Origin of the sequence: Phenylobacterium sp. LH3H17, from assembly GCF_024298925.1 — a bacterium.
GTDB lineage: Bacteria > Pseudomonadota > Alphaproteobacteria > Caulobacterales > Caulobacteraceae > Phenylobacterium.
Genome location: NZ_CP101283.1, coordinates 2916443 through 2928544 on the forward strand (window position 1 = coordinate 2916443; position 12102 = coordinate 2928544).

Below are 12102 nucleotides of genomic sequence, written 5' to 3' on the forward strand. Positions count from 1 at the left end.
CCTGTTCCGGGAGCCCGCCCGCCATGCCGCTCGAATCCGCTGCGCTCGCCCGCGTGAAGCCGTCCGCCACCCTGGCGGCCGACGCGAAAGCTCGTGAGCTGAAGGCGCAGGGGCGGAACGTGATCTCCCTGGCCGCGGGCGAACCCGACTTCGACACGCCGGAGAACATCAAGGAAGCCGCCATCAAGGCGATCCGCGACGGCAAGACCAAGTACACCAATGTCGACGGCATCGTTGAGCTCAAGGAAGCCATCGTCGCCAAGTTCCAGCGCGAGAACGGCCTGACCTACAAGACCAGCCAGGTGAACGTCTCGCCGGGCGGCAAGCCGGTGATCTGGAACGCCATGATCTCGACGCTGAACCCCGGCGACGAGGTGGTGATCCCCACGCCCTACTGGGTCAGCTACTGGGACATCGTGCTGTTGGCCGGCGGAACGCCCGTGGCGGCTCCGACCAGCGCGGCGAGCGGCTTCAAGCTGCAGCCGGCCGACCTCGACGCCGCCATCACGCCGAAGACCAAGTGGCTGTTCCTGAACTCGCCTTCGAACCCGTCGGGCGCGGCCTACACCAAGGCCGAGCTGCGGGCCCTGGCCGATGTCCTGCTGCGCCATCCCCATGTCTGGATCCTGACCGACGACATGTACGAACACCTGGTGTTCGGCGACTTCGAGTTCTGGACCATCGCTCAGGTGGAGCCGGCGCTCTACGACCGCACCCTGACCATGAACGGGGTTTCCAAGGCCTACGCCATGACCGGCTGGCGGATCGGCTACGCCGCCGGCCCCGAGCCGCTGATCAAGTCCATGGCCAAGGTGATGAGCCAGACGACCTCCAACCCCTCCTCCATCTCGCAATGGGCGGCGGTCGAGGCGCTGAACGGCACCCAGGAGTTCATCAAGCCGAACGCCAAGCTGTTCGAGGGCCGCCGCGACCTGGTGGTCTCGATGCTGAACCAGGCGACCGGCATCGACTGCCCGACGCCCGAGGGCGCCTTCTACGTCTATCCCTCGGTCGAGAAGCTGATCGGCAAGGTCACGCCCACCGGCAAGGTCATCGGCGACGACCAGGACTTCGCGGTCCAGCTGCTGGAGCAGGAGGGCGTCTCGGTGGTGTTCGGCGCGGCCTTCGGCCTCTCGCCCTTCTTCCGCATCAGCTACGCCACGTCCAACGCGGTGCTGGAAGACGCCTGCACCCGCATCCAGCGTTTCTGCGCCTCGCTGAAATAGCCGGCGGGAGAGCAGGTAAGCGGGTGAACCTCGCTTGCGGCTGCGCGAGACGTTGCGTGACGAACGGTGTTCTGTTTATGTTCACGCCTGACCGACTTCAGTCTGCGAAGGACGCCGCACCGTGCTGACCCTATTCCACGCCCCGAAATCGCGCTCGACCCGGATGATCTGGCTGCTGGAGGAGCTGGGCGCGCCCTATGAAATCAAGGTCGTCGACATCGCCCGGCGCGACGGGGTGGGTGCCAAGGACCCGGCCAATCCGCACCCGCACAAGCAGGTGCCCGCCCTGCTGGACGACGGGGTGCTGATCAGCGAATCCGTCGCCATCGCGCTCTATCTGACGGACAAGTTCCCAGCCGCGGGGATCGGGCCGGTGGTCGGCGATCCCCTGCGCGGGCCCTATCTCACCTGGCTCGCCTATTATGCCGGTGTGTTGGAGCCGGTGATCGGCGCCCATTTCGAGGGCCGCACCGCCACCGATCCGGCGCTGAAAGCCCAGTACGAGGCCATGGACGCGCGTCTGAAAAGCGCGCTGGAGGCCGGCCCCTGCCTGCTGGGCGAGCGCTTCAGCGCCGCCGACATCATGTTCGCCAGCCTGCTGCAGTTCGCCCGGCAGATGCTTCCGGGCCACGCCGTGTATGATGAGTGGCTCGGGCGCCTGAACGCGCGCCCGGCCCTGGCCAGGGCCATGGCCAAGGACGTCGGCTGACCCTCGGAGTATCTGCCGTGACCAAGGTGGTGAGCTTAAACAAGGCCAGGAAGGCCAAGGTCCGCGATCAGGATCGCGTCCAGGCCGCGCGCAACCGCGCGGCCTTCGGCCGGCCCAAGGCCGAGAAGGCGCTCGCCAAGGCGCAAGGTGAGAAGGCCGACCGCGCGCTGGACGGCGCCAAGCGCGAGGACTGAAACCTACATCTGGCCGGGGACGGCGGCGTCGCGGGCCTCGGGCGGAATGGCGTTGTAGACGGTCGGCGGGGTGATCCCCAGCCGGCGGCGCGCGTCATCAAGCGGCTCGTTCAGCAGGCGCTCATAGTCCTCGCCCAACAGCCAGGCGCTGGCCTTGCCGCGCTGGTAGCCCTGCCAGATCGCCTTGGCGTAGGGATGGTCGCCCCCGCGCGAGCGGATGGTGGCGCCAACCGCCATCAGGGCCCAGCCCAGGCTCTTGGTCTGGGCGTAGGAGAAGGCCACCAGGCAGGCCTCGCCCAGGCCGTCGCGATGATAGCCGGACAGGATGTGCCAGATGTCGTGGACGTCGCGGGTGCGGCGACCGAACCAGGCATGGGGATGGCGCACCTCGATATCGTTGCTCTTGGCTCGGCTGACCTCGGCCAGGCCCTCGGCGGAGAGCTGCTCGCTGCGGATGAACTGGCGATAGGCCGCCCCCACCGTGCCGGGTGCGAAGGCGTCCAGCCAGGCGTCGTCCATCAGCTTGTCGATCAACTCGACCCGTTCATAGGCCATGCGCCCGCCCTGCGGCGTGGTCAGCAGGCGCTCATAGCCCTTGGCCGTCGAGTTCCCGCTGAGCGCGCGCATGATCTCGAACACCTGGCCGGTGTCTTCCTTGTCGTTCAGCAGGCGCTGCAACGCCTTCAGCGCCACGCCCCACTGGAGCCTGGGCTTAGCCATGGGCGTCGTGGCCGGATCGGCCTGGCGCTGGTAGCGGACGTCGAAAGAGTCGGCGGTCATGGCCATGGGGAGCAGCCTCCAGGAAACAGCGTTCGGATCGAAAATGACGCCAGCGTCATCTTTTTGCAAGCGACAATCCGGCATCCGGGCTGGGCGGTTGCGTCGGCGCCTCACCTGGCCCCACAAAGGCGACCATGCCGCGTCTTCGTAAACGTTCCATCCTGTTGTCCGGCCACGCCACCTCGCTGGCCCTGGAGCCCGAGTTCTGGGAGGTGCTGGGCGAACTGGCGCGAACCGACGGCCTGAGCCTGGCGGCCGTGATCGCCCGCATCGACGAGGGACGAGCGGAGCGCCCGCTCGCCTCGGCCTGCCGGGTCGCGGCCCTGGCCTTCGCCGCCAGGCGTTCCTAGGTCTCGGGTTTGGCGTCGAGCAGCGGCGCGGGCTTGGACGCCGTCGGCGTGATCATGGCCGCGGTCGGCGGTCCCATGCCCTCACCCGCAGGCGTGGCGGCGCGCAGGAGGAACATGAAGGCGAGCACGATGAGCGCGCCGAGCGCCACCCAGATGAACAAGGGGATCGGCTTGGATTCGCGGGGCCCCTCGTCATCCATCGGCTATTTGGGGGTTGGAATGGGCGCGTTGGGCAACCTGGGCGCGTCTGGGATCGGCGGGACCTTGGGCAGGTTCACATCTACCTCGACGTTGCTGGGCAAGTGCGGCCTGGACAGGCCGCCGCCCGAATAGATGACGAAGGCGATCACGGCGACCGCCACGATCAGCCCGCCGACCAGGAAGGCCAGCCAAGGTGTAGAGGACTTTGAGTCGTCGGCCATGGCCCTAGCCCGGCTTGGCCGGCGCTGAAATATCGGGCGCCTTGATGTTCACATCCACGGACTTGGTGTCTCCGCCGCCGAAACCGCCGCCAGAGTACATGAAGAAGTCGATCACCGCGACCACGACCACCAGGCCGCCGACGATAAAGGCCAGGACGGGGGTGGCGCCGTTTCCGGAATTGTCGGCCATGTCTTTCTCCCTTGGTGTCACAGCTAAGCTCGGCGGAGAAACGAACCGCATTCGGACGGGTTCCGGGACTTAAGCCACGCGGCGTCTGTGCTACATATGTTCCGATGTCGTCCTTTGAATCAGCTCCCCTGCCCGCGCAACGCGTCAGCGACCTGGCCCGTGTCAGCGGCCCCGACTATCTCCAGGGCCTGAATCCCGAACAGCGCGCGGCGGTCGAGGCCACCGACGGGCCGGTCCTGGTGCTGGCCGGCGCCGGCACCGGCAAGACCCGGGTGCTCACCACCCGGCTGGCCCACATCCTGGCGGTCGGCAAGGCCAGGCCCTGGGAGCTGCTGGCGGTCACCTTCACCAACAAGGCCGCCCGCGAGATGCGCGAGCGGATCACCCACATCATCGGCCCCCAGGCCGAGGGCCTGCGCTGGCTGGGCACCTTCCACTCCATCGCCGCCCAGATCCTGCGGCGTCACGCCGAGCTGGTGGGGCTGAAGTCGAACTACACCATCCTCGACACCGACGATCAGGAGCGGCTGATCAAGCAGGTGCTAGAGGCCGAGAACATCGACGCCAAGCGGTGGACGCCCAAGACCCTGGCCGGGATGATCGACAACTGGAAGAACCGCGGCCTGACCCCCGAGCGCCTGCCGCCCGGCGAGGGCGCGGAGTTCGGCCCCAACAAGGGCCAGAGGCTCTACCAGCTCTACCAGGACCGGCTGAGGGTGCTGAACGCCTGCGACTTCGGCGACCTGCTGCTGCACAACCTGACCATCTTCATGAACCACGCCGACGTGCTGGCGGAGTTCCACGACCGGTTCAAATACATCCTGGTCGACGAGTACCAGGACACCAACGTCGCCCAGTACCTGTGGCTGCGGCTGCTGGCCCAGAAGCGCCAGAACGTCTGCTGCGTGGGCGACGACGACCAGTCGATCTATGGCTGGCGCGGCGCCGAGGTGGACAACATCCTGCGCTTCGAGCGCGACTTTCCAGGCGCGACCGTGATCCGCCTGGAGCGCAACTACCGCTCCACCAGCCACATCCTGGCCGCCGCCTCGGGGCTGATCAGCGCCAACAAGGGCCGCCTGGGCAAGACCCTGTGGACCCAGGCCAACGACGGCGAGAAGGTCGTGGTGCGCGGGGTCTGGGACGGCGAGGCCGAGAGCCGGCTGATCGCCGAGGAGATCGAGCGCGCCAGGAAGGGCGGGACCGAGAAGGAGCCCCGCAAGTTCCGCGACATGGCCATCCTGGTCCGCGCCTCCTTCCAGATGCGCGCCTTCGAGGACCGGTTCATCCTGCTGCAGATCCCCTATGTGGTGATCGGCGGTCCGCGGTTCTTCGAGCGCGCCGAGATCCGCGACGTCCACGCCTATCTCCGGCTGATCCAGTCGCCCGACGACGACCTGGCCTTCGAGCGGATCGTGAATGTCCCCAAGCGCGGCATCGGCGACACCACGGTCCAGAAGCTGCTGCAGATGGCCCGTGTGGCCGGGATTCCCGTGATGGAGGCCGCCCGCCAGGTGGTCCTCACCGACGAACTGGCCGCCCGCACGCGCACGGCGCTGTCGAACTTCCTGCGCGACATGGATCGCTGGCGGGCCCTGTCGCGCGAGACGCCGCACCCGCGCCTTACCGAGCAGGTGCTGGAGGAGAGCGGCTATACCGACGCGCTCCGCCTGGACAAGACGCCCACCGCCCAGGGCCGGCTGGAGAACCTGAAGGAACTGGTTCAGGCCATGGGGGCCCACGAGACCCTCGAGGCCTATCTGGAACACGTCTCCCTGGTGATGGAGCTGGACCGGGGGCCGCAGGCGGACTCGGTGCAAATCATGACCCTGCACTCAGCCAAGGGCCTGGAATTCCCCCTGGTCTTCCTGCCCGGTTGGGAGGAAGGCGTCTTCCCCTCCCAGCGCAGCATGGACGAGAAGGGCGACAAGGGTCTCGAGGAGGAACGCCGCCTGGCCTATGTGGGCATCACCCGGGCGCGGGAGGAGGCCCGCATCTCCTTCGCCGCCAACCGCCAGGTCTATGGCCGCTGGACCAGCCAGCTGCCCTCGCGCTTCGTCGACGAACTGCCCCTGGCCAATGTCGAGGCCACCTCCGAGACCGGCTACTACGGCGGCGGCCCGGGCATGCAGCAGCACGGCAGCCGCTGGGACGAGACCCCCAGCTTCGGCGCGGGCTACTCGTCCCCAGGCTGGAAGCGCGCCCAGGAACGCAACTACCACGGCAGCCACCCCGGCCGCGGCGCGGTGATCGAGGGCGAGGGCCGGCTGGTCGCCGTCTCAGACGCCTCGGCCGCCAGCGTCTACAAGCGCGGCGACCGGGTCTTCCACCTGAAGTTCGGCTACGGCGCGGTGAAGAGCGTCGACGGCAACAAGCTCACCGTGGTCTTCGAGAAGGCCGGCGAGAAGAAGGTGATCGATAGCTTCGTCGAGAAGGGCTGACGATTTTCTTCGTGCGCCGGGGGCGGAAGGCCTCCAAGGTGACGCCTCATTGCACCCGCCACCCCAGGGAAATTCATGCCCCAGATCACCGCCAACGGCATTCCGCTGCACTATGAGCTCCACGGCCCCGAGAGCGGCGAGCCGCTGTTGCTGATCATGGGCCTGGGCGCCCAGATGACCCGCTGGCCGCCGGCCTTGGTGGCCGAGCTGGCGGGGCGTGGCTACCGGGTGGTGCAGTACGACAACCGCGATGTCGGCCTGTCCCACAAGCTCGACGAGGCCGGCGCCCCGGACATGCAGGAGGTCTACAAGGCCCTGATGTCGGGCCAGAAGCCGCCGGTGGCCTACATCCTCTCCGACATGGCCGCCGACGGGGTCGGCCTGATGGACGCGCTCGGCTTCGAGCGCGCCCACGTCGTCGGCGCCTCCATGGGTGGAATGATCGCTCAGATGATCGCCGCCGAGCATCCGAGCCGGGTGCTGTCCCTGACCTCGATCATGTCGACCACCGGCAACCCGTCCCTGCCCCCCGCCAAGCCCGAGGCCATGGAGCGGCTGACCCAGCGGGGACCGAGCCCGTTGGAGGACCTGGAAGGCTTCCTGGACCATGGCGTCACCGGCGCCCGGATCATGAACGGGCCCAACTACCAGGCCGACGAGACCGAACTTCGGGCCAGCCTGAAGTCCGATTTCGAGCGCTCGTACTATCCCGTGGGCTTCGCGCGGCAGATGGCCGCCGTGGTGGCCAGCGGCGACCGGCGCGCGGCGCTCGCCGCCATCACCGCCCCCACCGTGGTGGTCCACGGCGCCGACGATCCCCTGGTGCCGCCCACCGGCGGCGAGGATACCCACGCGACCATTCCCGGCGCCGAGCTGCACATCCTGCCGAACATGGGCCACAACCTGCCCAAGCCACTGATCGGAGCGCTGTGCGACCTGATCGAGCGGGCCACCGCGCGGGCCCGGGCGGCGGCCTAGGCCTTCCGGCCTTTCGTCAGCCGGGCGGCGAGCAGGCCGACCCCGGCGATGACGGCGACCCCGGCCCCGACCAGGGCCAGGCCTCCGACTCCGCGATGGGCCTCGATCACGGGTGGCGCCTCCACCACCTTGGGGAGGCCTGCGGTGGCGTCGCGGTGAAATGTCACCGTGCCCTCGGCACGATCCAGGTCGCCGGCCCGCCAGCCGTGGTCCAGCCATGCGCGATGGTGCGGCTTGTCGCTCGCCCCGCCCCACCAGGCGGCCTGCTGGGCGGCCTTGGGCAGGGGAAAGCCCAGCACGTCCTCGATCTCGGCCAGAGTCGGGCGCCATTGGTCGCCGGCCTCGCGCGCCAGCCGTTCGGACAAGGGAAGGTACTTGTTCATGACGCCCCCTCTACACCCAACATGTCCCTCCTCGCGAGCCTGTGAGGCGAGCAAGCCTTGAACCCGGACCGCATTCGAGCGCTTGTAGGCCGTGATGAAACGCTGGACGCCCGTCATAGATCGATCGGCCGCCATTGGCGTGGCGCTGATGACCGTGGTCGGCATCGGCGCCGGCTTGGCCATGAAGCCGTCGGCGCGCGAGCTCATTGGCCCCGAAGGTCCGCAGACCCTGATGCCGGTCACGGGCGAACGAGTGCAGGACGCCGGCGGCCAATCGGCGTTTGCGGCCTATAAATACGGCATCCCCGACTGGGTGATCGGCACCGACTGGCTGCAACGCGACATCCAGGAGATCCCGGTCGAGACCGAGAGCGCCGACTATCAGCCTGAGCCGTATGAGCCTCCGGAGTTCGTGCCCATCGCCGAGCGCGAGCCGGAGCCGGACTATGTGCCGCCGCCGCGGCGCTATCCGTCCATGGATGGCGACATCTATGCCGTGGCGCCCGACCCGGCCCAGGCCCTGGAGCCGCCGCAGCCTCCCGAGCCGCCCCAAGCCCTTGAGCCTCCGGAAGCCCCCGAGCCGCCGCCCGCCTGAAGCCCCCTCGCCTTTCGGGCGCCGGCGCTCTAAAGGCTGCGGATGACCGAAGACGCCCTCCAGATCATCGCCCGCGGCCCCCGCGCCGTCGCCGAGTCCGCCGCCGAGGCGATCGACGCCGACCCGATGCTGGAAGGCGTCACCTACTCCATCCTGGAAGAGGACGAGGACCACGACGTCTGGCGCATCGACGCCTTCCCCACCTCGACCGAGGAAGCCGACGGCCTGATCGCCGCCCTGGCCGGGTTCTCCAAGCTCAAGACCATCGTTGAGAAGCTGGCCGACGCCGACTGGCTTGCCATGGCGCTGTCGGGCCTGCCGCCGGTCCGCGCCGGGCGGTTCTTCGTATTCGGCGCCCACGACACGGGCCGCGCGCCGGTCAATGCGGTCAATCTGCGGATCGAGGCTGGGGCGGCCTTCGGCACCGGCCACCATGGCACCACCGTCGGCTGCCTGTTCGCCTACGATCAGCTCATCAAGGCGCGGCGCTTCGACCGGGTTCTGGACGTCGGCGCCGGCACGGGGGTCCTGGCCATCGCCGCGGCGCGCACCGGCAGCCGCAAGGCGGTCGGCACCGACATCGACGCCCCCTCGGTGAGGATCTCCCGCGAGAACGCCAAGCTTAACCAGGCGGACGCCCGTTTCGTCCACGCCTCCGGCCTGGGCCACCGGCTGGTGCGCGAGGCCGCGCCCTACGACCTGGTGTTCGCCAACATCCTGGCCGCGCCGCTCGTGGCCCTGTCGCAGGACATCAAGGGCGCGCTAAAGCCCGGTGGAACCGCGATCCTCTCGGGCCTGCTACGCACCCAGGAGCGGCGGGTGTTCGCCGCCTACCGCTCGCGCGGGTTCCGGCTGCATCGTCGCATCCACCGTGACGCCTGGGCCACCCTGGTCTTGCGCCGGGCCTAGGGGTCGCCGGAACCGCTCGCCCGCGGTCACGTTCCTCCGACCGAAGCGTGGCCGCGCGGCCCGCATCCTAGGAGGAATACCAATGGCAGATCCCAACGAGCCGTATGTCGAGAAGACCATAATCGAAGGACCGGCGACGGTCCGCCGCGAGGAAGTCCGCACAGTCGGCGCGACCGGCGGCAACAACGCCGGCTGGTGGATCGCCGCCCTGGTGGCGATCATCGCCGTCGTCGGCCTGTTCTTCGTGTTCAACAGCTCGACCACGGACGAGAGCGACTTGATGACGGCGCGCGAGAGCGGCCGCACCGAGGCCACGCTCGAAGCCGCCACCGCCCAGGCCCAGACCGCCGCGGCCGACGCCAGCGCCGCCTCGCGTGACGCCGCCGCCGGCGTGGCCAGCGCCACCCGTTCCGCCGCCGAAAACGCCAGCGCCGCGGCCGAGCGTTCGGCTCAGGCCGCCGAGAGCGCCGCTGCCAGCGCCGGTGACGCCGCCGCCAGCGCCGTCGAGCCGGTCGCTCCGCCGAACTAGTCCGTCCTGACGCGGCGGGCCGCCCACTCCTGCGCCAGCACGGCGTAGAGGTGGGTGTCCCGCCAGCGGCCCTTGACCTGGACGTCCTGCAGGAACGTCCCCTCCCGCCGCATGCCGATCTTCTCCATCACGCCGAACGAGCCGGCGTTGCGCACGTCGCAGGTCGCCCAGATCCGGTGCAGGCCGAACCGCTCGAACCCCAGTTGCAGCATCGCCCCCGCCGCCTCCGCGCCATATCCCCGCCGCCAGTACCCGCTGTGCAGGCTGTAGCCCAGGTCGGCGTTCTGGCTTCCCTGGCACGACAGCCGGATCGAACCGATGAGCCGGTCCTCGTCGGCCACGACGACCGCGAGGTTCAGGGCCAGGCGTACAGCCTCGGCCTGAGCGGTCAGCCAGCGGTCCAGGGCCTCTCGCGTCTGGTCGATCGTATTCGGGCCCCAGTCCATGAACCGCGCCACCGCCTCGTCGATGGCGTATTCGTGGATGGCGTCGAAGTCGTCCGCGCGGACGTCGCGCAGCAGCAGCCGTTTAGTGCGTATGGGGAAATCGGTGGTCATCTGAGCTCTCCGTGGGTCACGCCTACGGACGGGCTCGTTTCCTCGACCCCGGCCGGCTTGGCAGGGGTCGTGGGTCTTATCGGAGCAGGCGGTCAGCCCACGCGAAGACGCACGGCCCCGTAGGGACCGCAGGAATTCGAGAGGATGGCGGCGCTGCGCATGGCGTTTCCATAGCCCAGCTCCGGCCAAAAGGCCAGATCAGGCGATGGCTGGTTTGGCGTCCAAGGCCTGCATCCAGTGGCGCAGGCGTTCCTTGAGCCAGGTGTCGCGCCCGATGCCGGTCATCTCCTCGTCGTCCAGCGCCTCGACGATGGCGTAGACCACCCCTGCCTCGCCATGCGCGTTCCAGGCCGCCTGCAGGGTGCGGTTGCGGTGAGACCCGTGGCGCAGGGAGAACATGATGCTGTTGACCTGGGCGTCGATGGCTCGCGAATTGCCGACCCAGGTCTCGCCGGTCGCCGCGCAGGTCAGGCTGTAGACGCCCGGGCGGCTCCTGATTTCCTTGTAGTCGCGGACGAGATCGCGGCGGCGGGACTTTTCCATGCGCACAGGATGCAGCTTACCGCGTCGCCTGTCAATTATACCCGGATAAAATAGACACCGCCTCTTTGGTCCGTGGACGGATGGGGGCATGGTCGAGCCTCGTGGATTCGGGAGGCGGGACGAGATGGCGGCGCAGAGCATCAGCCCCCGCCGCGCCGTCCTCACCCTCGGGGCCACCCAGACCATCGGCTATGCCTGCTCGAGCTATCTGCCCGCATCGCTGGCCGGCTCCATGTCCCAGGCGATCGGGACCTCCACCGCCTTCGTGTTCGGCGCCTTCTCCGGCGCCCTGCTGATCCACGCCTTCGTCGGACCTGCCGCCGGACGTTCGGTGGACCGTAGCGGCGCGCGCCTGCCGCTGTCCGCCGCCAGCATCATCCTCGCCCTGGGCTTGGCCGGGATGGCGGTCTCACAGGCTCCCTGGCATCTGGCCCTGGCCTGGCTGGTGGTGGGCCTGGGTATGGCGCTCGGCCTTTACGACATCGCCTTCGCCGGCCTGGTGGGCTGGTTCGGCCTGGATGCGCGGCGCTCGATCACAGGGGTCACCCTGATCGCGGGCTTCGCCTCGACCATCGCCTGGCCGCTGACCGCCTGGATGGACCACGAGATCGGCTGGCGGGGCGCCTGCCTGGTCTGGGCCGCGGCCAATCTGCTGATCTGCCTGCCGCTGCACCTGACCCTGCCCCGCGACGCCCCGGCGGCCGTGGCGCCGCCCGAGGTTCCCGGGTCCAGCGCGCCGGAGAATCCGGCGCCCGTCGCCCTCCAGATGGTGCTGCTGGCCACGGCGCTTTCGGTCATGTCCGGGATCGGCTCGATCATGGGAGCCCACCTGCCGCCCCTGTTGATGGCCATGGGCGCCAGCGCCGCGGCGGCCGTGGCGGCGGGCATGCTGGTGGGGCCGGCCCAGGTGGCGGCCCGCTTCGCCGAGTTCGTGCTGGTGCGGCGGATCCACCCGCTGAATTCCGGGCGGGCCGCCGTGGTCGCCTTCCCGATCGGGGCCGGCCTGCTGCTAGCGCTGGGCCCGGTCGCCGCCGCGCCCTTCGCCATCCTCTACGGGGCGGGCAACGGCCTCTTCACCATCGTGCGCGGCACCCTGCCTCTGGCCCTGTTCGGCGCGCTGAACTATGGCGGCCGACTGGGCTCGCTGAACGTGCCGGCGCGGCTGGTCGGAGCCGTTGCGCCCCTGCTCTTCGCCCTAGCCCTAGCGCGGTCGGTCGAGCTGGCCCTGGGCGTGCTGATCGCCGCCAGCGTGCTGGCCTTCGGCTGCCTGCTGCTGCTGCGCCGGCCGGACTGAGG

General features: G+C 69.1%; 17 protein-coding genes. 10 read left to right on the top strand and 7 right to left on the bottom strand.

All coding sequences use genetic code 11. The annotated features are described in order from the left end of the window. Positions 1–23 precede the first annotated feature (23 nt). From M9M90_RS14275 to M9M90_RS14285, 3 genes are all read left to right on the top strand, one after another. Positions 24–1226: a pyridoxal phosphate-dependent aminotransferase gene (locus tag M9M90_RS14275; RefSeq protein ID WP_254833886.1), complete on the top strand. Its 1203-nt coding sequence runs from the start codon at positions 24–26 to the stop codon at positions 1224–1226. A 121-nt stretch (positions 1227–1347) separates the two neighbouring features. Then, positions 1348–1935 carry a glutathione S-transferase family protein gene (locus M9M90_RS14280; RefSeq protein ID WP_254833887.1) on the top strand — a complete coding sequence of 196 codons (588 nt, stop codon included), beginning with the start codon at positions 1348–1350 and terminating at the stop codon, positions 1933–1935. Between the two features lie 17 nt (positions 1936–1952). Next, complete coding sequence (locus M9M90_RS14285; protein WP_254833888.1) at positions 1953–2129, top strand: DUF4169 family protein; 177 nt, start codon at positions 1953–1955, stop codon at positions 2127–2129. A 3-nt stretch (positions 2130–2132) separates the two neighbouring features. Here M9M90_RS14285 and M9M90_RS14290 read toward each other — a convergent pair whose 3' ends face one another. Next, entirely contained in the window at positions 2133–2915 is a 783-nt protein-coding gene (locus M9M90_RS14290; RefSeq protein ID WP_254833889.1) for a ubiquinone biosynthesis protein COQ4, read from the bottom strand. 128 nt (positions 2916–3043) lie between these two features. Between M9M90_RS14290 and M9M90_RS14295 the strand changes: the two genes are divergently transcribed. Further along, positions 3044–3259, top strand: coding sequence for a ribbon-helix-helix domain-containing protein (locus tag M9M90_RS14295; RefSeq protein WP_254833890.1), 216 nt, complete (start codon positions 3044–3046; stop codon positions 3257–3259). Here the strand turns inward: M9M90_RS14295 and M9M90_RS14300 are convergent. From M9M90_RS14300 to M9M90_RS14310, 3 genes are read right to left on the bottom strand one after another with little or no spacing between them, the layout of a single operon-like run. Continuing rightward, on the bottom strand, positions 3256–3459 hold the full coding sequence (locus M9M90_RS14300; RefSeq protein ID WP_254833891.1) for a hypothetical protein: 204 nt from the start codon (positions 3457–3459) through the stop codon (positions 3256–3258). The genes M9M90_RS14295 and M9M90_RS14300 overlap by 4 nt on opposite strands. Before the next feature lie 3 nt (positions 3460–3462). Beyond that, the gene (locus M9M90_RS14305; RefSeq protein WP_254833892.1) at positions 3463–3681 is read right to left on the bottom strand and encodes a hypothetical protein; all 219 of its coding nucleotides are present in this window, start codon (positions 3679–3681) and stop codon (positions 3463–3465) included. A 4-nt stretch (positions 3682–3685) separates the two neighbouring features. Next, on the bottom strand, positions 3686–3871 hold the full coding sequence (locus tag M9M90_RS14310) for a hypothetical protein (RefSeq protein ID WP_254833893.1): 186 nt from the start codon (positions 3869–3871) through the stop codon (positions 3686–3688). A 104-nt stretch (positions 3872–3975) separates the two neighbouring features. Here M9M90_RS14310 and M9M90_RS14315 point away from each other — a divergent pair, with 104 nt between their 5' ends. Both M9M90_RS14315 and M9M90_RS14320 read left to right on the top strand, forming a co-directional pair. Then, positions 3976–6312, top strand: coding sequence for an ATP-dependent helicase (locus M9M90_RS14315; RefSeq protein WP_254833894.1), 2337 nt, complete (start codon positions 3976–3978; stop codon positions 6310–6312). Between the two features lie 75 nt (positions 6313–6387). Continuing rightward, positions 6388–7290, top strand: a complete 903-nt coding sequence (locus tag M9M90_RS14320; RefSeq protein ID WP_254833895.1) for an alpha/beta fold hydrolase — start codon at positions 6388–6390, stop codon at positions 7288–7290. On the opposite strand, the gene M9M90_RS14325 is transcribed toward M9M90_RS14320, so the two are convergent. Beyond that, entirely contained in the window at positions 7287–7673 is a 387-nt protein-coding gene (locus tag M9M90_RS14325) for a hypothetical protein (RefSeq protein ID WP_254833896.1), read from the bottom strand. The two genes, M9M90_RS14320 and M9M90_RS14325, sit on opposite strands and share 4 nt — an antisense overlap. 94 nt (positions 7674–7767) lie before the next feature. On the opposite strand from M9M90_RS14325, the gene M9M90_RS14330 reads away from it, so the two are divergent. The 3 genes from M9M90_RS14330 to M9M90_RS14340 all read left to right on the top strand — a co-directional run bounded on the left by M9M90_RS14330 (position 7768) and on the right by M9M90_RS14340 (position 9706). Continuing rightward, positions 7768–8268: a hypothetical protein gene (locus M9M90_RS14330; RefSeq protein ID WP_254833897.1), complete on the top strand. Its 501-nt coding sequence runs from the start codon at positions 7768–7770 to the stop codon at positions 8266–8268. Between the two features lie 42 nt (positions 8269–8310). Next, positions 8311–9177, top strand: a complete 867-nt coding sequence (locus M9M90_RS14335) for a 50S ribosomal protein L11 methyltransferase (RefSeq protein WP_254833898.1) — start codon at positions 8311–8313, stop codon at positions 9175–9177. An 82-nt stretch (positions 9178–9259) separates the two neighbouring features. Further along, the gene (locus tag M9M90_RS14340; protein ID WP_254833899.1) at positions 9260–9706 is read left to right on the top strand and encodes a hypothetical protein; all 447 of its coding nucleotides are present in this window, start codon (positions 9260–9262) and stop codon (positions 9704–9706) included. Here M9M90_RS14340 and M9M90_RS14345 read toward each other — a convergent pair. Further along, a complete protein-coding gene (locus tag M9M90_RS14345; protein ID WP_254833900.1) occupies positions 9703–10263 on the bottom strand; it encodes a GNAT family N-acetyltransferase in 561 nt (186 codons plus the stop codon). The two genes, M9M90_RS14340 and M9M90_RS14345, sit on opposite strands and share 4 nt — an antisense overlap. 198 nt (positions 10264–10461) lie before the next feature. Then, positions 10462–10806, bottom strand: a complete 345-nt coding sequence (locus M9M90_RS14350; RefSeq protein WP_254833901.1) for a GIY-YIG nuclease family protein — start codon at positions 10804–10806, stop codon at positions 10462–10464. A gap of 124 nt (positions 10807–10930) precedes the next feature. On the opposite strand from M9M90_RS14350, the gene M9M90_RS14355 reads away from it, so the two are divergent. Beyond that, positions 10931–12100: an MFS transporter gene (locus tag M9M90_RS14355; protein WP_254833902.1), complete on the top strand. Its 1170-nt coding sequence runs from the start codon at positions 10931–10933 to the stop codon at positions 12098–12100. Positions 12101–12102: the final 2 nt, after the last annotated feature.

Excerpts from the sequence above, each read along its gene's own strand:
- M9M90_RS14275 (WP_254833886.1), top strand. The coding sequence starts at position 24 with ATGCCGCTCGAATCCGCTGCGCTCGCCCGCGTGAAGCCGTCCGCCACC.
- M9M90_RS14290 (WP_254833889.1), bottom strand. The coding sequence starts at position 2,915 with ATGGCCATGACCGCCGACTCTTTCGACGTCCGCTACCAGCGCCAGGCC.
- M9M90_RS14295 (WP_254833890.1), top strand. The coding sequence starts at position 3,044 with ATGCCGCGTCTTCGTAAACGTTCCATCCTGTTGTCCGGCCACGCCACC.
- M9M90_RS14300 (WP_254833891.1), bottom strand. The coding sequence starts at position 3,459 with ATGGATGACGAGGGGCCCCGCGAATCCAAGCCGATCCCCTTGTTCATC.
- M9M90_RS14305 (WP_254833892.1), bottom strand. The coding sequence starts at position 3,681 with ATGGCCGACGACTCAAAGTCCTCTACACCTTGGCTGGCCTTCCTGGTC.
- M9M90_RS14310 (WP_254833893.1), bottom strand. The coding sequence starts at position 3,871 with ATGGCCGACAATTCCGGAAACGGCGCCACCCCCGTCCTGGCCTTTATC.
- M9M90_RS14315 (WP_254833894.1), top strand. The coding sequence starts at position 3,976 with ATGTCGTCCTTTGAATCAGCTCCCCTGCCCGCGCAACGCGTCAGCGAC.
- M9M90_RS14320 (WP_254833895.1), top strand. The coding sequence starts at position 6,388 with ATGCCCCAGATCACCGCCAACGGCATTCCGCTGCACTATGAGCTCCAC.
- M9M90_RS14325 (WP_254833896.1), bottom strand. The coding sequence starts at position 7,673 with ATGAACAAGTACCTTCCCTTGTCCGAACGGCTGGCGCGCGAGGCCGGC.
- M9M90_RS14330 (WP_254833897.1), top strand. The coding sequence starts at position 7,768 with ATGAAACGCTGGACGCCCGTCATAGATCGATCGGCCGCCATTGGCGTG.
- M9M90_RS14335 (WP_254833898.1), top strand. The coding sequence starts at position 8,311 with ATGACCGAAGACGCCCTCCAGATCATCGCCCGCGGCCCCCGCGCCGTC.
- M9M90_RS14340 (WP_254833899.1), top strand. The coding sequence starts at position 9,260 with ATGGCAGATCCCAACGAGCCGTATGTCGAGAAGACCATAATCGAAGGA.
- M9M90_RS14345 (WP_254833900.1), bottom strand. The coding sequence starts at position 10,263 with ATGACCACCGATTTCCCCATACGCACTAAACGGCTGCTGCTGCGCGAC.
- M9M90_RS14350 (WP_254833901.1), bottom strand. The coding sequence starts at position 10,806 with ATGGAAAAGTCCCGCCGCCGCGATCTCGTCCGCGACTACAAGGAAATC.
- M9M90_RS14355 (WP_254833902.1), top strand. The coding sequence starts at position 10,931 with ATGGCGGCGCAGAGCATCAGCCCCCGCCGCGCCGTCCTCACCCTCGGG.